The sequence below is a fragment of the Catellatospora sp. KI3 genome (assembly GCF_029948125.1).
In the GTDB taxonomy this organism is placed as follows: Bacteria; Actinomycetota; Actinomycetes; order Mycobacteriales; family Micromonosporaceae; genus Catellatospora.
The window spans coordinates 39,891-64,668 of record NZ_JASAMB010000017.1 but is presented as its reverse complement, the minus strand read 5'-3'; the positions used below and the strand labels follow the sequence as shown (position 1 = coordinate 64,668).

Genomic DNA, 24,778 nt, shown 5'->3' with positions numbered 1-24,778 from the left:
CCGCCACCCCGGCGGCCGACCTTCGGGGGAGCAGAGCATGCCACCACCCGCGCCACCCGCCGCCCCACGCGGCGACCCGGCGTTCGCGGACCTCTACCGCAGCCACTTCCAGCGCCTCGCGACACAGCTCTACGCGTACCTCGGCGACCACGCCGAGGCGCAGGACCTGACCCAGGAGGCGTTCTGCCGCGCGCTGGACCGATGGCGGCGGATCAGCGCGTACGACGACCCCGCCGCCTGGGTGCGCCGGGTCGCCTGGAACCTCGCCACCAGCCGGCTGCGCCGCCGGCTGACCGCCCTTCGCCACCTGTCCCGCCAGCGCGAGGAGCACTCGCCCGGCCCCGGACCAGACCGGGTCGCCCTGGTCCGCGCGCTCGCCGCGCTGCCGGCGCGCCAGCGCCGCGCGGTCGTGCTGCACCACCTCGGCCACCTGACCACCGCCGAGATCGCCGAGCAGGAGGGCGTCGCCGAGGGCACGGTGCGGTCCTGGCTGTCGCGGGGCCGCGCCGCGCTCGCCGTCTCGCTCACCGACCCCCGAGAGGAGAACAGCCGTGTCCGAGCCGCTCGTTGAGGAGACGTTCGCCGAGTTCGAGACCGCGGCCGCGGGCACCTTCCGGCCCGCCGGGCTGGAGCTGGTCGAGCACGCGGTACGCCGCCGACGCCGCACCCGCCGCGGCGGCCTCGGGGCGCTCGCCCTGCTGGTGGTGGCCACTCCTGTCCTGCTGGCGGGGGTGTCGGGCGGGGGCGGTAGGGCACCGGCGCTCGGCCCGACCCCGGCCACCGTCGTGACGCCGTCACCGGCCCACCCGACCCGGCCGATCCGGGTGCCCGGGTTCGAGAGCAGCTCCGCGCCCGGGGTGGTCTTCACCGACGCCGAGCACGGCTGGGCCGTGGTCGACCGCTGCGAGGGCCGGCTGCCCTGCCCGGTGGCGCTGGCCGTCACCGGCGACGGTGGCCGCACCTGGCGGCGGGCGGCCACCCCCGACCTGGCCGGCAAGGGGATCGGCATGTACCCCCTGGACGGGCAGACGATGGTCCTGCGGGTGAGCGGCGAGGGCTTCCTGCTCACCACCGACGGCGGGGCGCACTTCGCGTCGTACCCGCCGGACCAGCCGCCGCCGCAGGCGCAGCTGGCGCAGTCCCGGCGCGACGGCCGGGAAGGCTACGCGGTGCGCTGCCCGGGGGCTGCCGGCTTCGACGAGGAGACCAACGGCCTGAACTGCGCCACGATGGAGCTGGTGCGGCTCGGGTCGGGCCCGGTCCCGGTGCAGCCCGAACTGCGCGGCCCCACGACCGGGGCGCCCATCGTGCACCGGGGCGGCGACGGCAGGCTCTGGGTGGTCTCGCAGACGGCCCCCGGCGGCAGGATCCGAGTCCAGGTCAGCGAGGACGGCGCCCGGTCCTGGCGGTGGCTGCCCGAGGTGTACAGCACGGTGGCCGGGAGCCTGCCCGACCTGGTGCTCTCCCCCGACGGCCGCGACGTCTGGCTGGTCGCCGACCCCGGCGCGGTCCTCCACCTGGAGAACGGCGACTGGCGCCGCGTCCACCTCGGCCTTGACGGGCAGGACCCGCACCTGGTGCGCTCCCTGGGCGCGCGGGGCGGCCTGGTCCTGAGCGACACCCGGCGCACCTGGTACCTGACCGAGCGCGGTGTGCTCACCGAGGTGCCCGGCCTGCCAGGCTTCACCGACATCGACCAGCTGCCGGACGGGACCCTGTTCGCGTACGGCTCCGAGCTGTGGCTGAGCCCCGGCGCCGGGCCGGCCCGCGAGTGGATCAAGCTGTACTGACGCCGCGCCCCCACCCTCACGCAGCACGATCATCACGCTGCGTGAGGGTGGGTGTTCTCTCCCCACGCGCTCCCCGTTTCGGCCAGCAGGCCAGGTAAGCTCTCGGCTGGTCGCGTCCGTCGATGGTGACAGGGAGTATGTGGTGAGCGTTGCGCTGGTGACCGGCTCGGCCGGCCTGATCGGTTCCGAGGCGGCCCGTCACTTCGCCGGCCTGGGCATGCACGTGGTCGGCATCGACAACGACATGCGCAAGTACTTCTTCGGCGAGGACGGCTCGACCGCGTGGAGCCTGGTGAACCTCACCAGCAAGCTGGGCGAGGCGTACACCCACTACGACGTCGACATCCGCGACCGCGACGTGCTCTCCAAGATCTTCGAGCGGTACGGCCGGGACATCTCGCTCGTGATCCACACGGCCGCGCAGCCCAGCCACGACTGGGCCGCCAAGGAGCCGTTCACCGACTTCGACGTCAACGCGGGCGGCACCCTCAACGTGCTGGAGTACACCCGGCAGTTCGCCCCCGACGCGGCGTTCATCTTCTGCTCGACGAACAAGGTCTACGGCGACACCCCGAACCGCCTGCCGCTGGTCGAGCAGGAGACGCGGTACGAGATCGACCCGTCGCACCAGTTCGCCAACGGCATCACCGAAGACATGACGATCGACAACAGCCTGCACTCGATCTTCGGCGTCTCCAAGGTCGCCGCGGACGTGGCGGTGCAGGAGTACGGCCGCTACTTCGGCCTGCGGACCGCCTCCTTCCGCGGCGGCACGCTGACCGGCCCGGCCCACTCCGCCGCCGAGCTGCACGGCTTCCTGGCGTACCTGATGCGATGCGTCATGGAGGGCCGCACCTACAACCTGTACGGCTACAAGGGCAAGATGGTGCGCGACGCCATCCACTCCCACGACGTGCTGACCGCGTTCGAGGCGTTCTACCGCAACCCGCGCGCCGGCGAGGTCTACAACCTGGGCGGCGGCCGCTTCTCCAACACCTCCCACCTGGAGGCGTTCGCGATCGCCGAGCAGATCACCGGCAAGCAGGCCAGCGTGAACTACGTCGAGCAGAACCGCATCGGCGACCACCAGTGGTACGTCAGCGACATGGCCAAGTTCCAGGCCCACTACCCGGACTGGCAGATGACCTACGACGTGCCCGCGATCCTGCGCGAGATCTACGAGGCCAACGCGGACAAGTGGGTGTAGGGGCCTGATGACCACCACCGTGAACGGCAGCAGCAAGCGCAACGTGCTCGGCGTCTTCGTCGACGCCACCGACTACGCCGACGCCACCGAGCGGATCGTCCGCGCCGCGGCCGAGGGGCGGCCGTTCGCGGTCACCGCCCTGGCGGTGCACGGCGTGATGGAGGGCGTGGCCGACCGCACGCTCGGCGCGCAGCTCAACAGCTTCGACCTGATCACCCCGGACGGCCAGCCGGTGCGCTGGGCGCTGAACGTGCTGCACGGCGCCGGACTGCGCGACCGGGTGTACGGCCCCGAGCTGACCCTGCGCGTGCTGGCCCGCGCCGCCGAGCAGGGCCTGCCGGTGTACCTCTACGGCTCCACCCAGCCCGTGCTGGACCGGCTGATCCCGGCCCTGGTCGCCAAGTACCCCGCGCTGAGGATCGCGGGCTCCGAGCCGTCGAAGTTCCGCGGCGTGGAGCCGGGCGAGGCGCCGCAGATCGCCGCCCGCATCGCCGCGTCCGGGGCGCGGATCGTGCTGGTAGGGCTGGGCTGCCCGCGGCAGGAGAAGTTCACCTACGCGATGCGGCCGTACCTGGACATGCCGCTGCTGGCCGTGGGCGCCGCCTTCGACTACCACGCGGGCGGGCTGCGCAAGCCGCCGGCGTGGATGCAGAAGTACGCGCTGGAGTGGCTGTGGCGGCTGGGGCTGGAGCCGAAGCGGCTTTGGCGGCGGTATCTGATCCTCAACCCGAAGTATCTGGCGCGGCTGGGGGCGCAGAAGGTGCGGCTGTGGCGGGCCACCCCCACCACCCCCGCAACCGAACCCCCCCACTCCTTCGCCGTCTGACCCGGACGTAAGGAAGGGCCCCTTCGTCGGCACGCGAAGCGGGACGAGCAGCAGCTCGGCTCGCAATGCGATGTAGCAGGGGCCCTTCTTAACGCACAGGCACGCAGGCGGTCAGCGGCGGTTGTAGACGAGGTCCAGGACGGCGCGGGTGGCGTCGAACCAGCGGCTCAGCCATTCGGGGGACGGGTTGGCGCCCCGCGGCGGCAGCTCCATCAGCAGGCCGCGCAGCAGCGGGTGGTCCACCATCGACTCGGCCGGCATGTCGAGCCAGTTCGGCGCGGTGAACGACGGCTCGCCGAAGCCCTCCAGGCTGAGCGACGGCATGGACGGGTTGGCGGGCTCGAGCATGGTGTCTCCGGGCAGCTGGGGGCGATCGGGTTCGCGCAGCGACCGCTCGCGACCGCCGTTGATGGCGTTGTGGCTGGGCACGTGCTCGGGGATCGTCATCTTCCTACCGCTCCGGCGAGTTGGCGGGGTGTCAGGGGGTGCTGTCTGGTACAACGAGCGCAGCGGAGGGCAGGCCACGGTCAACCCGCAACCGTTACCGGCCGTAACACTTGCGTCACTATGCGCAGGGTCCGCTAGTTGTCCAAACGTGCGGGGGAACCACCATGGCCGCTGATCCTGCGTCCACACCACTGCCGTCGCAGGTGACGCCGGCACAGCTCATCGGAGAGATCTCGCGGCTGGTCCGCGAGCTACCGCCCTGTGCCCACTGCGGCCAGGGCGCCCGGTCGGGGTTCCCGAGCGGCCCGCCGCCGATCCCGGCCGCGCGCGAGCCGTTCGACGACGTCGGCGTCGCGGACCCGCTGGAGCTGGTCGACGACGACGAGCGGTGGCTGTGGCGGCTGGTCGACGAGGCCGAGCGGGTCGCCGCCGCGGCCCCGCCGGGTCCGGACCCGGCCCAGGTCGCGCTGGTCGAGCAGCGGTACCAGGAGGCGTACGAGGCGGAGCACAGGGTCGCCGCCCGGATCCAGGCGACCGTGGCCGCCCTGTCGCGCCCGTCCTCCTGGCTGCGCCCCGGGCACCGCGCCGCGCTGGCCCGGCACCTGCGCGACGACCGGGCCGCGGCGGTCCTGGCGGCGATCCAGCGGGGCCGGTTCGAGGAGATGCGCAACCGGCAGCGTACGGTGGCCACCCGCCGGGCCGACTACCTGCGCGTCCACCACGACACGATCTCGGCCGGGCACAACGCGCGCGAGGAGCTGACCCGCATCCTCGACGGCCTGATCGACGCGTACGCCCGGATGCCGCAGCCCCCGGCCTGGTTCAAGTTCGGCCTGGACTTCCCGCCGGAGCCCGGCACCCGCCGCGAGTGGCTGCAGTCGGCCCGCCGGGCGATGGTCGAGCGCCGCCGCGCCGCGCTCGACCGCGTGCCGCTCTGAGGCGACCGGTGCCCTCCCACCTGGACAGGCGGAAGGGCACCGGTACGGCTGAGATACGGGTCGGGCGGTCGACTCAGAGGTCGAACTCGCCGTCCTTGGCCCCCTCGACGAAGGCGTCCCACTCGGCAGGCGTGAAGATCAGTGCCGGGCCGGTCGGGTTCTTCGAGTCACGCAGGGCGATGGCGCCACCGACGAACGCGACTTCCACGCAGTTGTCGCAGTTCGGCCCGCTTCGCGTGCTCTTGTACCACTGTGCTTGGCTCAGATCGACTCGAAACCCCTTGGTCTCGATTTCCATAGTGGCTCCTCCGCCAGTTGTGCGATCAGCGCGGCGGACTCCGAAGGGCTCAGGGCTGCTTCTTGGAGGTGTTTGAAGATCAGGAGGTACTTCTCCAAGTCGTCGGACTTCTCCAGGAAGAGTCCGCCTGTCGCATTCTCCGCGTAAACCACGGCTGAGTCACCTGGTTCGGCGAATTCGAGGATGGTAAAAGTTCCGTCCATGCCGGCATGTGCGCCGCGCTCGAAGGGCAGGACCTGCAAGGTCACGTTCGGCTTCGACGCCGCTTCGGCGAGTAGTCGCAACTGCTGCCGCATGACCGTGTCGCCGCCCACCGGACGGCTTAGTACCGACTCATCGAGCACCGCCGAGAACCTGATCGGATCGTCCTGGATGAGTAACGAGCCACGCTTCAACCGGACACGCACCCGTTGCATCACCTGTTCGTCGGACCAGTCCGGACAGGCCGCCCGCAGCATCGCCTCCGCGTACTCAGCGGACTGCAGCAGGCCGGGCACCACCTGCTGCTCGTAGGCGCTGATCGAGTTCGCGGCAGTCTCCATGCCGACATAGGCGCCGACGAGCACGTTGGTGTACGGATGCCACCAGCCCTTCTGCCGGGCCTGCTTGGCGATCTCCACCAGCTCGTCGACGTCACCCGGCTCCGCGCCGTAGATGTTGAGCATGTCACGCACGTCCCGGGACGTGACCGAGTTGTGCCCGGTCTCGATCCGGGACACCTTGGACTGGGAGCACTCGAGCTTCTCAGCCACATGTTCCAGTGTGATGCCGGCCTGTTCCCGCCGTCGACGCAGCTCGGCACCTAGCCGTTTGCGACGCACGGTGGGGCTCTGTCGGGCTGTCACGGCGCACCTCCGCGACGTAGTCGGCGAGGGGGCCCGACACGAAGCCGTCCCCGCCGGCAGATCGAATGGTCTGTCGTGTTGCGAGTTTGCTCCGACGATCGGCGAATCTTCAAGCAGCCGAACGCACAGACAGTGCGACACAGCACGCCGAGACGGCATTCTCGTCACCTAGTCATATACCAGACGAAGGACACCGGTGCGCATACGCATCTTGCAACTTGCATTGAGCAAGGTCTTCCGGCACAGTGTCTGTTATGGCACTGGAAAGTCCGATCTTGCCGATTCAGTGATCACGCTGAGTCGACAGTGCCCTCTCTCTGAGCGTTCAACGAGCGACAACCGAATCCGTGTTGCGTACACGGCCCTGTCCGACGACGAGCAGGAGACATGGTGACTCCCCAGGCCGGCGACATCCTCCAGGTGACCCGAGAAGCCAGCGTGCAGTTTCTGCGCCCGATGATGTTCCGGGTGATCCGCGTACACGACTGGCCGACGTACGACGGCTGGGTCTGGCTCGACGGCTACCAGCTCAACGCCGCCGGGGACGCGGTCGAGCGCCGCTCCATCTTCGTGCAGCGCGCGGGCCTGCGGTTCGTCCCGGAGCAGGGTGCCGCCCGGCCGCGCAACACCACTGCCGTCCAGCGGCCGGCCGGGCACAACTCGCGGCCCACCCTGCACGGCCGCCCGGCCGTCGCGGCCGCCCGCTGACTTTCGCGCTCCGCGCCCCCACCGGTCGTACCGGTGCCGGGGCGCGTTCGCGTTCCCGGGTGGATTCCGAGGCGGACTCACGATTCGCGCTCCGCCGGCCGCCGACCGGATTACGATCGAATAACCCTAGTGAATGACGGTAGCGACTCGCCTGGTCGACTGCGCTGCGACTCGGGCACGGACGCCGCGGCCTCACCCGTCGCCGGCTTCCCGCGCCCGGTCCGGCGGCAGGCGGCCGTGACGAATCACTATCGTCGACCCTCGCGTGGCACGGCACCCGCTCACCCGGGAGACGGCGCCATGGACAACCGAAGGATCGCGCCTGGCCCCAGCGCCAGAGCGACCGTTCCACATCGACACCGGCTGGCCGCCCTGTGCGGCGCGGCCCTGGCGGCGGCGCTGTTCACGCCGGTCCAGGCCACAGCCGGATCCGGCCAAGCGCGACCGGCGGCTCAGTACGTCGCGCAGGCGTCGGCACCAGAGCAGGCACCGGCGCCTGCCGCTATGAACACCACGCACACCCTGCCGCCTGACCTGATGGCGCGGTCGCTCATCTCCACCGGGATGATCGGCATCGGCCTGGCCGTCGGCGGTATCGCGATCGTGTCGTACCGCCGACGGCAGTGGTGAGGTCAGCCGTTCGGACTGGGCTCCGGCGACGGTGACGGCGACGGGCTGGGCTCCGGCGACGGGCTCGGCATCGGCACCGCCACGACGATCTTCACCGTGGCGCCGGGCTCCAGCAGGGAGCCCGGCTCCGGCTCGGTCGCCACGACCGTGCCGGGAGCGGCCTCGTCGGTCTCGCGCAGGTCCACGTCCGGGTTGAGCCCGGCCGCCACCAGGGCGGCGATCGCCTGCTCCTGGGTCATGCCGACCAGGTTCTCCGGCACCGCGACCGGGGCGGCGGCGGCCGACGGGGACGGCGACGGGCTCGGGGCCGCGCTGCTCGGCGCGGCCGGGCTCGGCGCCGCGGTGGGCGACTGGCTCGGCAGCGGCGCCGGGGTCTCGTCGCGCAGCGCGAACCAGAGCGCGACGCCGATGACCGCCAGCAGCAGCACCCCGACCACGCCGATCAGCACCGGACCGAGCGCACTGGGCCGGCTGGGGGTGTACTCGGGCGGGAGGGTGTCCTCCTGCAGGGGCTGCGGTTCGCGTACGCCCGCCCGGCCGGTCCACACGTCCTGCGCGGGCGGCAGCACCGAGGTGCGGTCGAGCGGCGGCACGTCGGACGCGCCGATCACCTCGGTCCGGTCGGCGTCGACCGGCGGCACCGCCCCGGCGGGCAGCACCGTGGTCGCCTCGTCGCCCGGCTCCGGCCTGCTCGGCGGAGTGCCCTTCTCGGCCTCGTCGCCGTCGTCGTGCTGCTGCGCCTCAGACATGCTGCCGTCCTACCATGTCGATCAGATAAATCACTGTTATCGGACGTCCGGGCGTGCCGGGCTCAGGCGGCCGGGGCCGGCGAGTAGTCCGGCGACGGCTCGACCACGACTTTCTCGCAGGTCAGCGTGATCCGGTCACCCCACGACACCTCCGTGCCCGGGGCCACCGACGCCTCCTTGAACGGGTCCTGCTTGCCGCCGATGTACTCCTTGACCTGCAGACCGTTCTCCAGCAGCACGTTCTTGGCGTGCTCGCAGCTGCCGCCGGCGAGGTCCGGCATCGGGAACCTGAAGACGGGCCCGGCCACGAACAGCTTGATCGCCTTGCCCTTGGCGGGGAGCGGCGACCCGACCGCGGGATCGGTTCGCACCACGTTGCCGTCGGTGGTCTCACCAGCCTCGTCGAAGGCCACGTTCACGGTGAGCCCGAGGGCCCGCAGCTGCTTGTACGCCTCGCGGAACTCGATCCCCTCGACGTTCGGAACCATGGCACCGCCGTAGGACGGGCTGGCCGCCGCGGACGGCGAGGGCAGCTCGGACGGGGACGCGGTCGGCGCGACGGACTCGACCACGGCGGTCGGGGATGGACTGCCGTTGGCCTGCGGCGTACCGTCGTCACCCGCGGCGAACCAGCCGATCGCCAGGCCCGCCACCGCCATCACGACAGTGCCGGTCGCCACGGCGGCGATCGCGCCGGGGCTCAACCCGCGGCGGCGCTGCTGCGGCTCGCCGACGGCCGTCTGCCACGGATCGGTCATCATGCTCTCCTCTGTCGCGACGCCTGCCTCGGACGTCGCAACGAGAGTAAACCGTTCACACGAAGCCGCCTCGCGTTGCTATACCCTCGGCATCATGTCGTTATACGGCCAGGGCACGCGATCGGGATGGGGGGCGCTCGTCGCCGCCGCGGGCGTCTCCGCAAGCGCCGGAGCTGCGCAGCTGGGCATCGGGTATGGCCTGGGTGTCTTCTCCTGGCTGCCCGCGTTGCCCGATGCGGGGCAGGCCGCGTGGCTCGCCAGTCTTGCCTGGACGGTGTGGATTTCCGCCTTCTCGGTGGTCCTCGGCGCCGTCGTCGCCGACCGCCTGTCCGCCCAGAGTGTCCAAAGCTCGACAGTCGTCCGGGTGCTGTGGCGAATCGCACTCGCGATCTCCGCCTCACTCGGCGGCCTGATCGTGGTGGCACTCACCGCCATCCCGGCGCGCGGCGCCCACCGGGCCGACACGTTCGCCCCGCACCTGCTCGTCGGCGGGTACGCGGTGGCCGGCGTGCTGCTCGGGCTGCTGATCGCCATCGCCGCGCTGTCCGCACGCGCCATCGCCGCGAACCTGTTCGCCACCGGCGGCTGGCTGTGGCTGCTCACGGTCACCGCCGCCGTCGACGGCCTCGCCGCGGGCCGCGAGCCCGGCGTCTCCCAGCTGGGGGTATGGCCGGTGACCGCCGACGGCCCGTGGTTCCGCAGCCTGTACCTGCCCGGCGCCGCCATCGCCGCCGCGTCCACCCTGCTCATCGGCCTGCTCGCCGCCTGGCCCGCCGTCCGCCGCCGCGATGCCCAGGCCGGGATCGTGCTGTCGGGCGCCGCCGGACCGGCCCTGGTGGCGGCCGCGTACCTGCTCGCCGCGCCGACCCTCACCGGCGTCGCCCCCGAGCAGCTCTCCGCTCACCTGATCGCGCCGTACTCCGTGGTCACCGGCCTCGTCGGGGCGGTGCTGGCCATCGTCATCGGCTGGCCCCGCCGCCCGAAGCCCGCCGTCCCGGCCCAGGGCCGCGCCAAGCCCCGCCCCGCCGGCACGCCCACCACGCCGCCGCCCACTCCCCCGGTCGCCATCGCCGCCGCCCCGGCACCCGCGAGCACCGCGAGCACCGCGAGCGACAAGGGAAGCACCAGCGACACCGGCAGCACCTCTGCGACCAGCGGAACCGCAGCGGCTGCCGTCGGCACCGACCCGGCGGAGCAAACCACCGCGATCCCGGCCCCGACGGCGCCCGGCGACCCCACCGCCACCGGCCCGGCGACCCCCACCCGCCGCAAGCCCAAGAAGTAACCCCTCCCCCCGCAGTGATCGCCCTTCCAGGACCACTCCCACCCCCAAACCCCGCACTCCGACCCGGCACGCCGATCACGCCGCGTTTTCAGTAGACGCTGGCCTTTACATCGACCGACACTCGATCAAAGTCGACGTGATAGGCCAACGTCTATGCCAAACCGGGGCCCGGGGCCGGGGCGCGGCCGGACGTGGGCGGCCGGGTGGGCGGTGGGGGTCAGCGGAGGATGGTGAGGAGGGCGGGGTCGGCACCGCGGGAGCGGAGCACCCGCGTCGACCGGTCGCCGCTGGCCCGGCAGGCCCGCGCCGACCGGGCCGGGCACGCCGACACCAGCAGCAGCCGCGCCGCCCCGTCGTTGAGCCGCATGTACGTAGGCAGCGCCTCCGCCTTCACCACCCGGAACCGCCCCGCCCCCACCTCGGCGAAGGTGAACCGGCTGAGCACCCCGTCCCGGGTGTCCTCGGAGAACCCCTGGTACGAGATGTGGTTGCCCATGCCGTAGGCCACCCACCGCTCCCCGATCCGCTCGAACGGCTGCACCACGTGGGCGTGGTGGCCCAGGATCAGGTCGATCGACCCGTCGCTCAGCAGCCGCTTGGCGACGTCGCGCTGCTGGCTGTTCGGGTCGTGCTCGTACTCGGTGCCCCAGTGGATGGAGGCGATGACCACCTCGGCGCCGGCCTGCCGGGCCCGTCTGGCCGCCGCCCGCACCCGGTCCGGTTCCAGCAGGTTGACCAGCCACTCCTTGCCCTTGGGGCGGCGGAGTCCATTGAAGCTGAAGCTGTACGACAGCAGCCCGACCCGCACCCCGCGCACCGTCACGATGGTCGGGGTGTCCTGCTCGGCCCGGCTGCGGGCCATTCCGGCGTGCGCGATCCCGGCCCGGTCGAGCGCGTCGAGGGTGCGCCGCACACCCGCCTCACCGCCGTCGATCGAGTGGTTGGACGCGGTGGAGCAGGCGTCGTAGCCGGTGTCGCGCAGCGCCGGGACGATCTGCGGCGGCACCTTGAAGACCGGGTAGCCGGTGAACGGGCCGCCGGGGCTGCCCAGCGGGGTCTCCAGGTGGCAGATGGCCAGGTCGGCGGCGGAGACGACCGGCTGCACCCCGGCCAGGATCGGCCGGAAGTCGTACCCGCTGCCGCCGTTGTCCCGCTGCGCCTGGGCCCACAGGCCGTTGTGCAGCAGCACGTCGCCGGAGCCGACGACGGTGAAGCCGCGCGGGGCGAAGCCCGGGGTGGGCGAGGGCGCCGGGGCCGGTTCGGGCAGTGGCACGCTGCGGCTGGGCAGTACGGACGGCGGCGGGGGTGCGGCGGCGCTGGAGGGTCCGGGGGTGGGCGGGCCGGCGGGGGCGCCGCAGGTGTTCAGCGCGAGCACCAGCACCCCGACCAGCACGCCCCCTACCCGCGAGGCGCGTAGCCGCAGCAGCCGTCCGATCCCGTCCCCGACCACGAGCGCATCCCTCCCGAACATGGCTCGTCGTGGCGCGCCGAGGCGTGCCAGGTGATTCATCACCCTCGAGGACACCGGACCACCCCGCCATCCGCTGTTCAGCCATCAGACCGGCCAGGTGTGCACCGGTTCGTTGCTCTGCTGGAGCTCCGCGTACCGCCCGACCATGCGGCGCAGGGCCTCGGGGCGGCTCAGGCCCTGCTGCTCCAGGGCGCGCACGGTCTGGATCTGCCAGGTGGCGCCGTTGCGGCCGAGCAGGCAGCGCTGCGCGATGATGCCGAGCAGCCGGTCGCGCTCGGCCGGGTCGACGCCGTACTGGTCGAGCCCCGCGGCCGCGCGGGGCAGCAGCTCCAGCACCAGGTCGGTGATCCGGATCTCGCCGCGGCGGGGCCACCACGCGGGTGCGGCGATGCCCCGGCGGGCGGCGGCGTGGAAGTTGTCCTGCGCGACGCTGAACGGCAGCTGCGTCCATATCGGACGGTCGTCCTCGGCGAACGAGCGCACGAGGCCGTAGTAGAAGGCGCCGTTGGCCAGCATGTCGACCACGGTCGGGCCGGCGGGCAGCACCCGGTTCTCGACCCGCAGGTGCGGGCGCCCGGCCATGATGTCGTAGACCGGCCGGTTCCAGCGGTAGATGGTGCCGTTGTGCAGCCGCAGCTCCGCGAGTCGGGGCACCCCGCCGTCGCGGACGACCGCCAGCGGGTCCTCGTCGTCCATGATCGGCAGCAGCGGGGGGAAGTAGCGGACGTTCTCCTCGAACAGGTCGAAGATCGAGGTGACCCAGCGTTCGCCGAACCAGACCCGCGGGCGTACCCCCTGGGCTTTGAGCTCGTCGGGGCGGGTGTCGGTGGCCTGCTCGAACAGCGCGATCCGGGTCTCGTCCCAAAGGTGGTGTCCGAACAGGAACGGCGAGTTGGCGCCGACCGCGACCTGCAGCGCGGAGATGACCTGCGAGGCGTTCCAGTACGCCGCGAAGTCCGCCGGCGAGACCTGGAGGTGGAATTGCAGGCTGGTGCAGGCGGCCTCGGGCGCGATCGAGTCGGTGTGCACCTTGAGGCGCTCGACGCCGCGGATGTCCAGTCCGATCTGCTCCCCGCGCGCGGCCAGGATCTCCTCGTTGAGAATCCGGTAGCGGCCGCTGGTGGAGAGGTTGTTGGCCACGGTGTGCTCGGTGGTCAGCGTCGGCAGGATCCCGATGGTCAGCACCGAGGCGTCGTGGTTGCGGGCGTGCGTGCCCGCGTTGCGCAGGCTGGCGGCGATCTGCTGCTCGTACTGCGCCAGGCCGTCGCCGGCGATGAGGCGCGGCGGCACGTTGAGTTCGAGGTTGAACCGGCCGAGTTCGAGCTGGAAGTACGGATCGCCCAGGTCCTCGAGCACCTCGTCGTTGCACATGGTCGGCCGATGGTCCGGGTCGACCAGGTTGAGCTCGATCTCCAGCCCCGTCATCGGATAGTCGGAGTCGAAGGTGAAGTCGTTGAGCATCATGGCGAACACGTCGAGGCAGCGCCGCACCTTCTGGCGGTAGCGTTCCCGCTCCGGCCGGGTGAAGCTCTGCTGCGATACTTCCTGGCCCATCAAGCCCTCCCGACGCACGGTAAGCACGCGAACTCTCAGAGTACTTGTGTTGGGCGACAACAGGATCGGGCGGTCGTCCCGTTCGGACCCGTTAACATCCCAGTCCTTGGGACACGAAGGGCAACATATGTGCCATCCCGCCCGATACGATACTGAAATGGAACTCCTCGATGATTCGAGGCTCACCACGATGCGCCTCCTCACGGAGGCCTACACCAGCCTCAACAGCCTCTGCGCCGAGCATTTCGCGGCGCACGGCCTGGCGGCGATCGAGTTCGAGGTGCTGCTCCGACTCGCACGCGCGCCGGGCCGGCAGTTGCGCATGACCGACCTGTCCCGACACACGGCAATGAGCACCAGCGGGGTGACCCGCATGGTCGACCGGCTGGAGCGCGAGGGCCTGGTGGCCCGCGTGCCCTGCGACACCGATCGCCGCAGTTCCTTCGCCGTGCTCACGGCGCGAGGGCTGGGCCGCCTGGCCGACACCGTCCCCGGCCACCTGGAGATCCTCGACGAATGGCTCATCGGCCCGCTGACGCAGCGCCAGCTGCAGGGCCTGGTCGCCGGCCTGCGTGTGGTACGCGACGCGGTCCGGCCCGACGAAGCACCGGCCATCGAAGTGCGGGCGCCCCGGCGCCCTTCGGCGGCTCCGGTGCGGCACTGAACGATCCGGGCAAGGCGTCCCGCCAGGCGATCTGCCGCAGGACTGCCGCACTGCGGCAGAAGCGGCGGCAGAAATGGCAGGGGCAGCACGTGAAGAAGACCGAAACGGGCATAACGGTTGGTGCCTGTTGCTAGCGTCATGGCCCTGTGGGAGGAGCGGCTCAGCCGACTCTGAGCACGGGGGCTGATTCGGCGCGGGCGGAGACGGCGGGGGGCGCGACACTTCGGTGTCGCCGGGTTGCTGAGGCACCGACCGTCGGGGGGCCGCCCGCGCCGGGCGCAGCGCCACGGCGGACGCCGGGCCCGTGACCGGTCAGCCGATCTGGGCGCGCTGCCACTCGGTGAGCACGATGCCCGAACTCTCGCACAGCCGCCACAGCCGCGACAGCGCCTCCTCCTGGTCGGCGCCGGTGCGCACCAGCCCCACCAGTGCCTCCGCCACGTCCCGCAGGTCGGGCCCGCCGTCGCGGCGCGCGGCCGCGGCATACCAGGCAGCGGCCAGCGTACGGTGGCCCCGCTGCTCGGCCAGGGTCGCCTCGATCATCGCGCAGTGCCAGTCCTCGCCCGGCTCGGCACTGTCCGATTCGGCCACCGGCGGACCGCCGAGCTGCGCACGGATCTCCGCCAGCAGCTTCTCCGCCTCGGGCAGCCGCTTGTCCAGCGCGTACGACAGCCCGACCACGCCCAGCACCCGGCGCCGGTGGATGCTCGGATCGCCCGCCTCGGCCAGCATCTCCACCGCCTGCAGCCCGGCGCGCGCGGACTCGTCGAACCGGCCCTCCAGGCGCAGCACCTCGGCCAGGTTGGCCCGGGCCAGCGCCCGCAGCTCGTGCTCGCCCGACCGGGCCGCCAGCCGCTCGACCGCCGCCAGCCGCCGCTGAGCCGCGGCCAGGTCGGCGTTGCGCAGGTCGTGCCAGATCAGGTTGTTCTGGGCGATGGCCATGTCCCGGACCCGGCCGGTGCGGGTGGCCAGCGCCAGGGTCGCCTCGCCGTGGCGGCGGGCCTCGTCGAACGCGCCGACGGCCTGCTGCACCGCCTGCAGCACGCCCCGGGCGGCCAGCTCCCCGGCGATGTCACCGACCAGCACGAAGCTGGCCAGCGCCTGCTCGCCGCGCGGCAGCTCGGCCTGGCCGGCGCCGTGCTCGGCGGCCAGCTGCATGACGCCCAGATCGGCCCAGGCCCGCAGCTGCGGATCGGCGTCGGCGGTACGCGGATCGTCCAGCAGCCGCCGCAGCCACTGCCGCCCCTGCTGATCGCGGCCGCGGAAGCGCCACCAGCGGGGCAGCTTCGCGGCCAGCCGCAGCGCGGTGACCGGATCGTGCTCGGCGGCGTACGACAGCGCGCTCCACAGGTCGCTGGCGACGTCGTCGAAGCGCGCCACCGCGGCGGCCAGCGTCGCCCCCGCCATGGCCGGGGCGTTGCGGTCGGCGAAGTCGGCGAACACCTCGGCGTGGCGGTCGCGGATCTGCTCCGTCTCCCCCGCCGCCGCGGCCTGCTCCGCGGCGAACTCCCGCACCACGTCGAGCAGCACGAACCGCAGCGCGCCCGAGCCGCGCACCTGCACCAGGCCCAGGTCCACCAGCCGCTCCAGTGCCGGGACCACGTCGACGCGCTGCCCGATCAACTCCTCGGCCAGCTCGATGGACCAGCGGTAGCCGAAGACGGACAGGCTGCGCAGCGCCATCCGCTGCCGCGGCTCCAGCAGCCGGTAGCTCGCGGTGACCACGTCGCGCAGGGTGACCAGGTCGTCGGCCCCGCCCAGCTCCAGCAGGCGGTGGCCGTAGCGGGCCAGCATCTCGGCCGGGTCCAGCACCCGGCCGCGCGCGGCGGCCAGCTCGATCGCCAGCGGCAGCCCGCCGAGTCGGCGTACCAGGGCGACCAGCGCGCTCACCTCGACGTCGGCCGAGGGCCGGCGCACCTGCCGCCAGCGCGCCAGGAACAGGGCACTGGCCGGATGCTCCTCCGCCTCGGCGAGAGTGGCGATACCGGCGGGCGGCAGCGCGAGCGGGCCCACCGGCCACACCCGCTCCCCCGGCAGCCCCAGCGGGGCCCGCGCGGACGCCAGCACGCGCAGCGTCGGCGCCGTGGCCAGCAGGTCCGCCAGCACCTCGGTGAACGCCTCCGGCGAGCGGTCGGCGGCATCCATCATCAGCAGCACCGGCTCGCGCAGCCGGACCGGCAGGTCGGCGGGGCGGGCCACGTCCAGCACCGCGCACAGCACCTCGCGGATGTCGGCCGCCGCGTCCCCGGCGGCGACGCTTATCGCCACGGCGCCGCCCGGGAACCGGGGCCGCGCCGCGTGCGCGGCAGTCAGCGCCAGCGCGCTCTTGCCGACCCCGGCCAGGCCCACCAGCGTGGTCAGCCCCGGCTGCGTGCCCAGGTGCGTCAGCAGCGCGGCCACCTCCTCCTCCCGGCCGAACAGCTCGGGCGGTGTGGGCAGCGCGTACCCGTCGGGGCGGCCCGGGGCGGGCGGCTGCGGCAGGTGCCCGCGGGCGGCGGCGTAGAAGTCGGTGACGGCCCGGCCGGTCAGGCCGAGCGCGGTGGCGAGCAGCTCGATCGTGGTCCGCTGGGGGCGTGCGGCCCGGCCGTGCTCCAGGTCCCGCACCGTACGCACGCCCAGCCCCGACCGCGCGGCCAGCTCCGACTGGGTCAGCCGGGCCGCGTGCCGGTGCGCGCGCAGCAGCACGCCGAACGTGGCTGCGGCGTCGGCGGCGTCGGGCTCGGCGCCGACCGACTCGGCTGGGCCCGGGTGACCTGGGGTCATGGCCGCAAAGACTACGCACTGGAAGCCGAACGTGGGAGTCCCACGTCTGGTTTCCGCACCACCTGTGCTGCTGCTCACCACTGTCCTGACTGTACGGAAGCCGCCTTCGCGAACCTGCAACCGATCGCCCGCCTCAGCCGTCGTCCATGCGATGCCGGGCTGCACCCGGTCATCGTCCGGCTACGGGGAGGCCCACCGCGCGTGGGCCGGGACAGGAGTCGCCATGACCGCACCATCCAGATCCGACAGCCGCCTGCGGGCCGTGCTGCTGACCGTCGCGGGGGCGGTGATCGCGTCGGGCACCCTGGCCGCGTGCTCCCCGACGCCTGCCACGCCCACACCGAGCGCCGCACCGTCGACCGCGGCGCCCTCCACCGCACCGTCCACCGCACCGTCGGCGAGCCCGGCCGAGAGCCCGGCAACCGGGTGCCGGGACCGGTACCCGGGCAAGCTCGACCTCGGGCTGTTCGCCCGTACCCCCAACCCGGAGCAGGCGATCTGCTTCAATCCGCCACCGCCCACGCCGGATGAGCCGACCAGCGACCCGATCGTCCTGCCGAGCCCGTGCCTCAAGGCCGCCCACTCCAGCAACGACCTGATCGCCGACCGGCGGGGCTTCGTCTTCCTGTTCGACGCCGACCCGGCCCCGGACGCCACCGACACCTCGGCGGCGGCGCAGACCGTCACCCGCTACTCCGGCAGCGGCGCGGCCGACTACCTGAAGGAGCTCCGGGCCGCGGTGGCCGCCTGCGGCCCGTACCACCGCGACCACTTCACCTACGACTACCGGCTCGCCGACGCGCCCAAGGTCGGGGACGAGTCACTGCGGCTGCTGGTGACCGCCGTCGCCGACGGCCCTCTGGAGGGCGGCCAGCCGGCCAAGGCCACCTTCCCCGTCTCCGTGGTGCGCAAGGGCGACCTGGTCTCGGTCGTCTTCGACCTCGGCTGGGAGGGCTACCCCACCCGGACCAAGCACATCGAGGGCTTCTTCGCCGACGCCGCCCACCTGCGCTGAGCGGCCACCGCGCAGCAGGGTTGGGAAGGGCCCCTTCTTATACGGAATGCGATAAGAAGGGGCCCTTCCTTACCTGCTCGGTCAGGCGAGGCCGAGGTCGCGGGCGATGATCATGCGCTGGACCTCCGAGGTGCCCTCGCCGATCTCCAGGATCTTGCTGTCCCGCCACATGCGCGACACCGGGAACTCGTTCATGAAGCCGTAGCCGCCGTGGATCTGGGTGCCCGCGCGGGCGTTGTCGACCGCGACCGTGCTGGCGTGCAGCTTGGCGATGGCGGCCTGCCGCTTGAACGGCTCGCCCGCGACCAGCCGCTGCGCGGCGTCGCGCCAGGCCAGCCGCGCGGTGTGGGCGCGCGTCTCCATGTCCGCGATCATGAACTGGATCGCCTGGTACGACCCGATCGTGTGCCCGAACGCCTCACGCTGCGTCGCGTACTTCAGCGACTCGTCCACGCACCCCTGCGCCAGGCCGGTGGCCAGCGCGGCGATCGCGATCCGGCCCTCGTCCAGGATGTGCAGGAACTGCGCGAAGCCGCGCCCGCGCTTGCCGAGCAGGTTGTCCACCGGCACCCGGCAGTCGACGAAGGTCAGCTCGTGGGTGTCCGAGGCGCACCAGCCGACCTTGGAGTAGCCCGGCGCCACCGTGAAGCCCGGCGTACCCGACGGGACGATGATCGAGGAGATCTCGTCCGGCCCGGTCAGCGCGGTGACGGTGACCAGGCACGTCATGGTCGTGCCCGAGTTGGTGATGAAGGACTTCGTCCCGTTGATGATCCACTCGGTGCCGTCCTCGGACAGCCGCGCCGTGGTACGGGTGCCGCCCGCGTCCGACCCCGCGCCCGGCTCGGTCAGCCCGAATCCGGCCAGCGCCTCGCCCCGCAGCAGCCGCGGCAGCCAGCGGCGCTTCTGCTCGTCGGTGCCGTACTTGTAGATGGGCATGGCGCCGAGCGAGATCGCCGCCTCCAGCGTGATGGACAGGGACGAGTCGACCCGGGCCAGCTCCTCCAGCACCAGGCACAGGGCCAGGTAGTCGCCGTCCATGCCGCCGATCTCGAGGTCGCCGTCGGCGCCCGGGACGGTGGCCGGGAACGGCAGGCCGAACAGGCCCATCGCGCCCATCTGCCGGACCAGGTCGTACGGGAACTCGTGCTTCTCGTACAGCTCGCCGATCACCGGCGCGACCTTGTCCTGCGCGAAGCGGCGCACGGTGTCGCGCAGCTCCCGGTGCTCCTCGGACAGCCCGAAGTCGGTCATCTCGCCCTCTCTTAAACCGGGGTCACGCCGTGTCGGCGGCGCGAGAAGTGACGGTCCTTGCCCTGTGCGGCGCGGTACCGCTGGATGAGTTCGTCGCGCAGCCGGTCGGGCTCCACGATCGAGTCGATGACCAGCTCGCTGGCGAGCCGGACCAGATCGATGTCGGTCTCGTACTCGGCCCGCTTGGCGGCGACGAACGCTTCGCGCTCGGCCTCGTCCGCGATGGCCGCGATCTTGTTGGCGTAGACGGCGTTGACGGCCGCCTCCGCCCCCATCACCGCGATCTTCGCGGTGGGCAGCGCGATGGTCGCCTCGGGCATGAAGCCGGGCCCGGCCATGGCGTACAGGCCGGCGCCGTAAGCCTTGCGCACCACCACACAGATCTTGGGCACGGTCGCCTCGCTGATGGCGGAGACCATCTTGGCGCCGTGCCGGATGATGCCCTGCCGCTCCACCGCGCTGCCGACCATGAAGCCCGGCACGTCGGTGAGGAACAGCAGCGGCACGTTGAACGCGTCGCACAGCTGCACGAACCGGCTCGCCTTGTCGGCCGAGTCGACGAACAGCACCCCGCCCTTGTGCAGCGAGTTGTTGGCGACCACGCCGACGACCTGGCCGTCGAGGCGGCCGAAGCCGACCGTCAGCTCCTTGGCCCAGCGCGCCTGGATCTCGAAGTACTCCCCGCCGTCGAGCAGGCCCTTGACCAGCTTGCGCATGTCGAACGCGCGCCGCTCGCTGTCCGGGATGATCTCGGCCAGCTCCGTCGTGGGCGCGGGCGCGGACTCCGCCGCCGGCGGCTGCTGGGTCCAGTTCGACGGGAGGTACGACAGGTAGCGCCGCACCACGCCCAGCGCCTCGTCCTCGTCCTTGCACAGGAAGTGGCCGACGCCGGACTGCTCGGTGTGCACCTTGGCGCCGCCCATCGCCTCCAGCGTGGTCTTCTCGCCGGTGACCATCTCGACCATGCGGTCCGACCCCAGGTACATCGAGGCGTTGCCGTCCACCATGGCCACCACGTCGCAGAACGCCGGGATGTACGCGCCGCCGGCCGCGCTCGGCCCGAACAGCGCGCACACCTGCGGAATGCTGCCCGACGACTTCACCTGCTGGTAGAAGATGTGCCCGGCCCCGCGCCGCCCCGGGAACAGGTCGACCTGGTCGGTGATCCGGGCGCCCGCCGAGTCCACGAGGTAGACCATCGGCACGCCCTGCGCGTACGCCCGCTCGATGATCCTGATGATCTTCTCCACGGTACGGGCGCCCCAGCTGCCCGCCTTCACCGTCGAGTCGTTGGCCATCAGGCAGACCGGCCGCCCGTCGATGGTGGCGTTGCCGGTGACGACGCCGTCGGCGGGCAGGTCGCCCGCGAGCGCGTTGGCGAACATCCCGTCCTCGACGAACGAGCCCTTGTCGACCAGCCGGGCGATGCGCTCACGCGCGAAGAGCTTGCCCTTGACCGCGTTGGCCTGGTGGTACTTCTCCGCACCACCGGCTGCCGCCCTGGCCCGCAGCCCGTCCAGCTCCTCTTTCATCGCGCTTCCCTCCCCGGCCGACCACACCTGAACGATCGTGCACCTAAACGATCGTTAGGCTACCACTCCATGGGACGGAAACCACCCACCCGCCCACGCCGTCCACGGATCGCGCAGTTCCGCAAGCACCCGCTCCCGCGCCGTGGATCGTGCAGTTTCGGGGAAAGTGCAGGAAAGGCTGCCAAGATTCCGACACTTTCCCCGAAACCGCACGCTCACACATGGCGCCCGCAACGCGATGGGGGCTGGCGCGCGGCGCCAGCCCCCATCAGTGCGCGGTGATTCAGCAGTAGGCGGCGCTCACGCCGCCGACGCTGCTCGCCGACGCGTCGCCACCGGCGCCCACCGCGACGCCGGAGATGTCGATCGGCAGCTGAACCGGGGCGTACACCTGGTTGCCGGAGCCGATGCCGCTGTTGAACGAGGTGTTCCAGTTCAGCTCGCAGCTGCCCTGCTGCTGGTGCTGGTACCGCTTGCGCATCGCCGCCGGCTCGGCGTCCAGGGCGAGCCCGGCGTCGGTGCCCACCGGCATCGCCTGCGCGCCGCCACCGAACAGCGCGCCCAGCGACAGCAGGTCGGTGACCTTGTCCAGCGGCGAGCTCTCCGTCTGGGCGCTCCACCGGTGCTTGTTCTTGTGGGCGCGGTACGGGTCGTGCCGCTGCGGGCCCTCGGCCTGCGGGCCCTCGGCCTGCGCGCCATCGCCGAACACGGCCGACGAGCCGCCCTGGCAGGACGCCGACGCGTCACCGAGCACGCCGACACCGACGCCGCAGGCGTTGATCGGGGCCTGGACGGGGGCGAAGACCTGGTTGCCGCTCAGGACGCCGGAGTTGCCCTGGCTGTTCCAGTTGGTGGGCAGCGCGTCGGCCGCGTACTGCGCCTGCGCACCGCCGGTGCAGCCGGCGGTCGCGTCGCCCAGGATGCCGATGGCGATGCCGCAGATGTTGATCGGGGCCTGAACGGGCAGCTTCAGCTGGTTGCCGGAGCCGATGCCGCTGTTGAACGAGGTGTTCCAGTTGTCGGCCGCGTGCGCGGCCGAGGTGCCCATCAGCAGGATCCCGGCGGAGAGCACGCCGACCTTGACCGAGTTACGGGTCAGCGAGCCCAGCGAGTTTCCAGTCATGAGAGTCGCAGTGCCTTTCGGTCTGTTTTGCCACGGGGAGTTCCACGTGACGCCACTGCTACTTCGGTAGCGACCCAGGTGCGGAAAGCGCGCCGAAGGCATGGGACCCCCGGCTGTCGACGTGCGCTCGCCTCGGCCTTTCGGCCATGCACAAATAGGGCATTTGTGGCATCGCATCGGTCAACGAACCGACCCATCCCCGGACACGCGCCGATCGCCCCGCCCAGCGCTCACTCCGCGCTGGCCAAGCACGATTTACAGCCTATTCCGTTCCACTCTGTCCGATTTACGACATCCCGGTGCGCCGCGCAGTGCTCATGATCGGAATTGGCGGTCGGAATGCGCTGCTAAAGCCTGTATTGAGACCGTCGATAGCGATCACGCAATAGAACGACTGCCGCCGTCGCCAGGAGACTGGCGCGCTCGGCGACTAGGCGATGGTGCGGTGGCGCGGGCCGGCGCGGAGCACGCCCGAGGGCAGCTCCCGGCCCACGATCTTCTCCGCCAGCCGGGCCGCCTCGATCATCGCGTCCAGGTCGATGCCGGTGTCCACGCCCATGTCGTGCAGCATGTGCACGACCTCCTCGGTCGCCACGTTGCCGGACGCACCCGGCGCGTACGGGCAGCCGCCCAGCCCGCCGACGCTGGCGTCGAACTCGGTGATGCCCAGCTCCAGTGCGGTCAGGATGTTGGCCAGGCCGGTGCCCCGGGTGTTGTGGAAGTGCAGCAGCACCGGGATGTCCGGCTGTCGCTCGCGGACGGCGGTGAGCAGCTCGCGCACCCTCCGGGGCGTGCCCATGCCCGTCGTGTCGCCGAACGCGACCCGGTCCGCCCCGTCGGCGACCACCCGGTCGACGATCGCGGCCACCCGCGCCGGGTCCACGTCCCCCTCGTACGGGCAGCCGAAGCTCGTCGCGATGATCACTTCGGCGGTCGCCCCGCCCGCGTGCAGCCGCTCGATCAGCGGCGCGATCTCGTCCAGCGACTCGGCGGTGGACCGGTTGATGTTGCGGCGGTTGTGCGTGTCACTGGCCGACACCACCACCTCGACCTCGGTGAACCCGCCCGCGAGCGCCCGCTCGGCCCCGCGCAGGTTGGGCACGAGGGCGCTGTAGCGCAGCCCCGGCTCGCGGGCGATGCCCGCCCACACGTCGTCGGCGTCGGCCATCTGCGGGATCGCCTTCGGGTGGACGTACGACACCGCTTCGATCCGCTGTACGCCGGTGCTCCCCAGCGCCTCGACCAGCCGAATCTTGTCCGCGGTCGGCACCGGGCTCTCGTTCTGCAGCCCGTCCCGCGGCCCGACCTCACGAATCGACACCCTGCTCGGCAGCACACCACCCATGCCGCCACCTTAGCGCTCGTTAAGGCAATCCGCCCACGCCCCCACCCACACCCGCCTTAGCATTGACGCTGGCCTATCTAGAGCACAGATTCTCCATGATCCTGCTCTAGATAGGCCAGCGTCGATCGCAAGGCGGGGCGGCGGGTGCGAATGCCGAGTTCAGCGCATGCGGGAGACGATTCCCGTGTCGTAGTCCCCGGACACGAACTCCGCGTTGTCCAGGAGCTCCGCGAAAAACGGCAGGTTGTTCTTCGGCCCGGCCAGCTCGAACCCGCCGACCGCCGCCCTGGCCCGCGCGATCGCCTCGTCCCGGTCCACCCCGTACACGATGACCTTGGCCATCAGCGAGTCGTAGTGCGGCGTGACGGTGTTGCCCTGCACGTACCCGGCGTCGACCCGCACGCCCTCCCCCGTCGGCTCCACCCATGTGGCGATCGCGCCGGGCCCGGGCAGGAACCGCTTCGGGTCCTCCGCGTTGACCCGCAGCTCGATCGCGTGCCCCCGCGACACCAGCGCGTCCGGGTCGAACTGCACCGGCAGCCCGGCCGCGACGCGCAGCTGCGCCTCGACCAGGTCGACGCCGAACACCGCCTCGGTGACCGGGTGCTCGACCTGCAGCCGGGTGTTCATCTCCAGGAAGAAGAAGTCACCGGTGGTCGGGTCGAACAGGCACTCGACCGTGCCGGCGTTGCGGTAGCCGACGGCCTCACCGGCGCGTACGGCCGCCGCCAGCAGCTGGGCGCGCTGCTCCCGGGACAGGGCCGGGGACGGCGACTCCTCGACGAGCTTCTGGTTGCGCCGCTGCACCGAGCACTCGCGCTCGCCGAGGGCGACGACCCGGCCGTCGGCCAGGCCGAGGATCTGCACCTCGATGTGGCGTACCCGGGGGAAGTAGCGCTCGAGCAGCACCGAGCCGTCGCCGAACATGCGCTCGGCGAAGGCCCGCACCTTGCCGTACTGCTCGGTGAGCTCGGCCTCGTCGTTCGCGACGGCCATGCCCATGCCGCCGCCGCCCGCGGCGGCCTTGACCATGACCGGGTAGCCGATCTCCACCGCGGCGGCGAGCGCGGCCTCGGCCGACTCGGCCGGGTCGGCAGTGCCGGGCGCGACGGGCACGCCTGCGGCGGCCATCAGGTTGCGGGCATTGATCTTGTCGCCCATCGCGGTGATCGCGTCGGCGCCGGGCCCGACCCAGATCAGGCCGTTGGCCTCGACGGTACGGGCGAAGTCCGCGTTCTCCGACAGGAAGCCGTAGCCGGGGTGGACCGCCTGGGCCCCGGTCTGCTTGGCGGCCGCCAGGATCGCCTCGGCGTTGCGGTAGGACTGGGCCGGATTGGCGGGCCCGACGCACACGGCCTCGGTGGCCTCGCGCACGAACGGCAGCTCCGCGTCGGCCTCGGAGTACACCGCGACGGTGCGGACACCGAGGCTGTTGGCGGTGCGGATGATCCGCCGAGCGATCTCTCCGCGGTTCGCGACGAGCAGCGACTCGATCATTTAGGTCCCCTCCCGATGCTCAGACAACCATCGCTGAGGCTAGACGGTCGGCCGAACACGGAAGGAGGCGGGCCTTAAC

General features: G+C 71.9%; 23 protein-coding genes. 10 read left to right on the top strand and 13 right to left on the bottom strand.

The window, feature by feature from the left end:
- Positions 1 to 37: 37 nt before the first annotated feature.
- The 4 genes from QEZ54_RS24750 to QEZ54_RS24735 all read left to right on the top strand — a co-directional run bounded on the left by QEZ54_RS24750 (position 38) and on the right by QEZ54_RS24735 (position 3,823).
- Entirely contained in the window at positions 38 to 571 is a 534-nt protein-coding gene (locus QEZ54_RS24750) for a sigma-70 family RNA polymerase sigma factor (protein WP_281307103.1), read from the top strand.
- Entirely contained in the window at positions 552 to 1,790 is a 1,239-nt protein-coding gene (locus tag QEZ54_RS24745) for a sialidase family protein (protein WP_281307102.1), read from the top strand. Before QEZ54_RS24750 ends, QEZ54_RS24745 begins: the two co-directional genes overlap by 20 nt.
- Positions 1,791 to 1,932: 142 nt before the next feature.
- Entirely contained in the window at positions 1,933 to 2,997 is a 1,065-nt protein-coding gene (locus QEZ54_RS24740) for an NAD-dependent epimerase/dehydratase family protein (protein ID WP_281307101.1), read from the top strand.
- A gap of 7 nt (positions 2,998 to 3,004) precedes the next feature.
- Positions 3,005 to 3,823, top strand: a complete 819-nt coding sequence (locus QEZ54_RS24735; RefSeq protein ID WP_281307100.1) for a WecB/TagA/CpsF family glycosyltransferase — start codon at positions 3,005 to 3,007, stop codon at positions 3,821 to 3,823.
- A 111-nt stretch (positions 3,824 to 3,934) separates the two neighbouring features.
- Here the strand turns inward: QEZ54_RS24735 and QEZ54_RS24730 are convergent, their stop codons facing one another.
- Complete coding sequence (locus QEZ54_RS24730) at positions 3,935 to 4,270, bottom strand: hypothetical protein (protein WP_281307228.1); 336 nt, start codon at positions 4,268 to 4,270, stop codon at positions 3,935 to 3,937.
- Between the two features lie 164 nt (positions 4,271 to 4,434).
- Between QEZ54_RS24730 and QEZ54_RS24725 the strand changes: the two genes are divergently transcribed.
- On the top strand, positions 4,435 to 5,208 hold the full coding sequence (locus QEZ54_RS24725) for a hypothetical protein (RefSeq protein ID WP_281307099.1): 774 nt from the start codon (positions 4,435 to 4,437) through the stop codon (positions 5,206 to 5,208).
- 73 nt (positions 5,209 to 5,281) lie between these two features.
- Here QEZ54_RS24725 and QEZ54_RS24720 read toward each other — a convergent pair whose 3' ends face one another.
- Both QEZ54_RS24720 and QEZ54_RS24715 read right to left on the bottom strand, forming a co-directional pair.
- A complete protein-coding gene (locus QEZ54_RS24720) occupies positions 5,282 to 5,500 on the bottom strand; it encodes a DUF397 domain-containing protein (RefSeq protein ID WP_212829282.1) in 219 nt (72 codons plus the stop codon).
- Positions 5,470 to 6,351 (bottom strand): helix-turn-helix transcriptional regulator, encoded by an 882-nt coding sequence (locus tag QEZ54_RS24715; RefSeq protein WP_281307098.1) that lies wholly within the window; start codon positions 6,349 to 6,351, stop codon positions 5,470 to 5,472. The genes QEZ54_RS24720 and QEZ54_RS24715 overlap by 31 nt, the downstream gene beginning before the upstream one ends.
- 390 nt (positions 6,352 to 6,741) lie before the next feature.
- Between QEZ54_RS24715 and QEZ54_RS24710 the strand changes: the two genes are divergently transcribed.
- Positions 6,742 to 7,059, top strand: a complete 318-nt coding sequence (locus tag QEZ54_RS24710) for a hypothetical protein (protein ID WP_281307219.1) — start codon at positions 6,742 to 6,744, stop codon at positions 7,057 to 7,059.
- A gap of 504 nt (positions 7,060 to 7,563) precedes the next feature.
- Complete coding sequence (locus QEZ54_RS24705; RefSeq protein WP_281307097.1) at positions 7,564 to 7,689, top strand: hypothetical protein; 126 nt, start codon at positions 7,564 to 7,566, stop codon at positions 7,687 to 7,689.
- A gap of 2 nt (positions 7,690 to 7,691) precedes the next feature.
- Here QEZ54_RS24705 and QEZ54_RS24700 read toward each other — a convergent pair whose 3' ends face one another.
- A complete protein-coding gene (locus QEZ54_RS24700) occupies positions 7,692 to 8,438 on the bottom strand; it encodes a PASTA domain-containing protein (RefSeq protein WP_281307096.1) in 747 nt (248 codons plus the stop codon).
- Between the two features lie 62 nt (positions 8,439 to 8,500).
- Complete coding sequence (locus QEZ54_RS24695; protein ID WP_281307095.1) at positions 8,501 to 9,196, bottom strand: PASTA domain-containing protein; 696 nt, start codon at positions 9,194 to 9,196, stop codon at positions 8,501 to 8,503.
- Between the two features lie 94 nt (positions 9,197 to 9,290).
- Here QEZ54_RS24695 and QEZ54_RS24690 point away from each other — a divergent pair, with 94 nt between their 5' ends.
- Positions 9,291 to 10,481: a hypothetical protein gene (locus tag QEZ54_RS24690; RefSeq protein ID WP_281307094.1), complete on the top strand. Its 1,191-nt coding sequence runs from the start codon at positions 9,291 to 9,293 to the stop codon at positions 10,479 to 10,481.
- Between the two features lie 217 nt (positions 10,482 to 10,698).
- Here QEZ54_RS24690 and QEZ54_RS24685 read toward each other — a convergent pair whose 3' ends face one another.
- Both QEZ54_RS24685 and QEZ54_RS24680 read right to left on the bottom strand, forming a co-directional pair.
- Positions 10,699 to 11,931, bottom strand: coding sequence for a CapA family protein (locus tag QEZ54_RS24685; RefSeq protein WP_281307093.1), 1,233 nt, complete (start codon positions 11,929 to 11,931; stop codon positions 10,699 to 10,701).
- A gap of 105 nt (positions 11,932 to 12,036) precedes the next feature.
- Positions 12,037 to 13,506: a glutamate--cysteine ligase gene (locus tag QEZ54_RS24680; RefSeq protein ID WP_281307092.1), complete on the bottom strand. Its 1,470-nt coding sequence runs from the start codon at positions 13,504 to 13,506 to the stop codon at positions 12,037 to 12,039.
- Between the two features lie 157 nt (positions 13,507 to 13,663).
- Here QEZ54_RS24680 and QEZ54_RS24675 point away from each other — a divergent pair, with 157 nt between their 5' ends.
- A complete protein-coding gene (locus QEZ54_RS24675) occupies positions 13,664 to 14,170 on the top strand; it encodes a MarR family transcriptional regulator (protein ID WP_281307091.1) in 507 nt (168 codons plus the stop codon).
- 312 nt (positions 14,171 to 14,482) lie between these two features.
- Here the strand turns inward: QEZ54_RS24675 and QEZ54_RS24670 are convergent, their stop codons facing one another.
- Positions 14,483 to 16,933, bottom strand: a complete 2,451-nt coding sequence (locus QEZ54_RS24670) for a helix-turn-helix domain-containing protein (RefSeq protein ID WP_281307090.1) — start codon at positions 16,931 to 16,933, stop codon at positions 14,483 to 14,485.
- Between the two features lie 223 nt (positions 16,934 to 17,156).
- Here QEZ54_RS24670 and QEZ54_RS24665 point away from each other — a divergent pair, with 223 nt between their 5' ends.
- Positions 17,157 to 17,948 carry a hypothetical protein gene (locus QEZ54_RS24665; protein WP_281307089.1) on the top strand — a complete coding sequence of 264 codons (792 nt, stop codon included), beginning with the start codon at positions 17,157 to 17,159 and terminating at the stop codon, positions 17,946 to 17,948.
- Between the two features lie 81 nt (positions 17,949 to 18,029).
- Here the strand turns inward: QEZ54_RS24665 and QEZ54_RS24660 are convergent, their stop codons facing one another.
- The 5 genes from QEZ54_RS24660 to QEZ54_RS24640 all read right to left on the bottom strand — a co-directional run bounded on the left by QEZ54_RS24660 (position 18,030) and on the right by QEZ54_RS24640 (position 24,699).
- The gene (locus QEZ54_RS24660) at positions 18,030 to 19,202 is read right to left on the bottom strand and encodes an acyl-CoA dehydrogenase family protein (protein WP_281307088.1); all 1,173 of its coding nucleotides are present in this window, start codon (positions 19,200 to 19,202) and stop codon (positions 18,030 to 18,032) included.
- An 11-nt stretch (positions 19,203 to 19,213) separates the two neighbouring features.
- Positions 19,214 to 20,734: an acyl-CoA carboxylase subunit beta gene (locus QEZ54_RS24655; protein ID WP_281307087.1), complete on the bottom strand. Its 1,521-nt coding sequence runs from the start codon at positions 20,732 to 20,734 to the stop codon at positions 19,214 to 19,216.
- Positions 20,735 to 21,017: 283 nt separating this feature from the next.
- Positions 21,018 to 21,857, bottom strand: coding sequence for a chaplin (locus tag QEZ54_RS24650; protein ID WP_281307086.1), 840 nt, complete (start codon positions 21,855 to 21,857; stop codon positions 21,018 to 21,020).
- A 430-nt stretch (positions 21,858 to 22,287) separates the two neighbouring features.
- Positions 22,288 to 23,190 carry a hydroxymethylglutaryl-CoA lyase gene (locus QEZ54_RS24645; protein WP_281307218.1) on the bottom strand — a complete coding sequence of 301 codons (903 nt, stop codon included), beginning with the start codon at positions 23,188 to 23,190 and terminating at the stop codon, positions 22,288 to 22,290.
- A gap of 171 nt (positions 23,191 to 23,361) precedes the next feature.
- Complete coding sequence (locus QEZ54_RS24640) at positions 23,362 to 24,699, bottom strand: biotin carboxylase N-terminal domain-containing protein (protein ID WP_281307085.1); 1,338 nt, start codon at positions 24,697 to 24,699, stop codon at positions 23,362 to 23,364.
- Positions 24,700 to 24,778: the final 79 nt, after the last annotated feature.

What these genes read in the sequence shown, in the direction of transcription:
- QEZ54_RS24670 (WP_281307090.1), bottom strand. Translation starts at nt 16,933, where the DNA reads ATGACCCCAGGTCACCCGGGCCCAGCCGAGTCGGTCGGCGCCGAGCCC.
- QEZ54_RS24675 (WP_281307091.1), top strand. Translation starts at nt 13,664, where the DNA reads ATGGAACTCCTCGATGATTCGAGGCTCACCACGATGCGCCTCCTCACG.
- QEZ54_RS24705 (WP_281307097.1), top strand. Translation starts at nt 7,564, where the DNA reads ATGAACACCACGCACACCCTGCCGCCTGACCTGATGGCGCGGTCGCTC.
- QEZ54_RS24690 (WP_281307094.1), top strand. Translation starts at nt 9,291, where the DNA reads ATGTCGTTATACGGCCAGGGCACGCGATCGGGATGGGGGGCGCTCGTC.
- QEZ54_RS24730 (WP_281307228.1), bottom strand. Translation starts at nt 4,270, where the DNA reads ATGACGATCCCCGAGCACGTGCCCAGCCACAACGCCATCAACGGCGGT.
- QEZ54_RS24680 (WP_281307092.1), bottom strand. Translation starts at nt 13,506, where the DNA reads ATGGGCCAGGAAGTATCGCAGCAGAGCTTCACCCGGCCGGAGCGGGAA.
- QEZ54_RS24650 (WP_281307086.1), bottom strand. Translation starts at nt 21,857, where the DNA reads ATGACTGGAAACTCGCTGGGCTCGCTGACCCGTAACTCGGTCAAGGTC.
- QEZ54_RS24750 (WP_281307103.1), top strand. Translation starts at nt 38, where the DNA reads ATGCCACCACCCGCGCCACCCGCCGCCCCACGCGGCGACCCGGCGTTC.
- QEZ54_RS24665 (WP_281307089.1), top strand. Translation starts at nt 17,157, where the DNA reads ATGACCGCACCATCCAGATCCGACAGCCGCCTGCGGGCCGTGCTGCTG.
- QEZ54_RS24640 (WP_281307085.1), bottom strand. Translation starts at nt 24,699, where the DNA reads ATGATCGAGTCGCTGCTCGTCGCGAACCGCGGAGAGATCGCTCGGCGG.
- QEZ54_RS24700 (WP_281307096.1), bottom strand. Translation starts at nt 8,438, where the DNA reads ATGTCTGAGGCGCAGCAGCACGACGACGGCGACGAGGCCGAGAAGGGC.
- QEZ54_RS24725 (WP_281307099.1), top strand. Translation starts at nt 4,435, where the DNA reads ATGGCCGCTGATCCTGCGTCCACACCACTGCCGTCGCAGGTGACGCCG.
- QEZ54_RS24695 (WP_281307095.1), bottom strand. Translation starts at nt 9,196, where the DNA reads ATGACCGATCCGTGGCAGACGGCCGTCGGCGAGCCGCAGCAGCGCCGC.
- QEZ54_RS24660 (WP_281307088.1), bottom strand. Translation starts at nt 19,202, where the DNA reads ATGACCGACTTCGGGCTGTCCGAGGAGCACCGGGAGCTGCGCGACACC.
- QEZ54_RS24655 (WP_281307087.1), bottom strand. Translation starts at nt 20,734, where the DNA reads ATGAAAGAGGAGCTGGACGGGCTGCGGGCCAGGGCGGCAGCCGGTGGT.
- QEZ54_RS24735 (WP_281307100.1), top strand. Translation starts at nt 3,005, where the DNA reads ATGACCACCACCGTGAACGGCAGCAGCAAGCGCAACGTGCTCGGCGTC.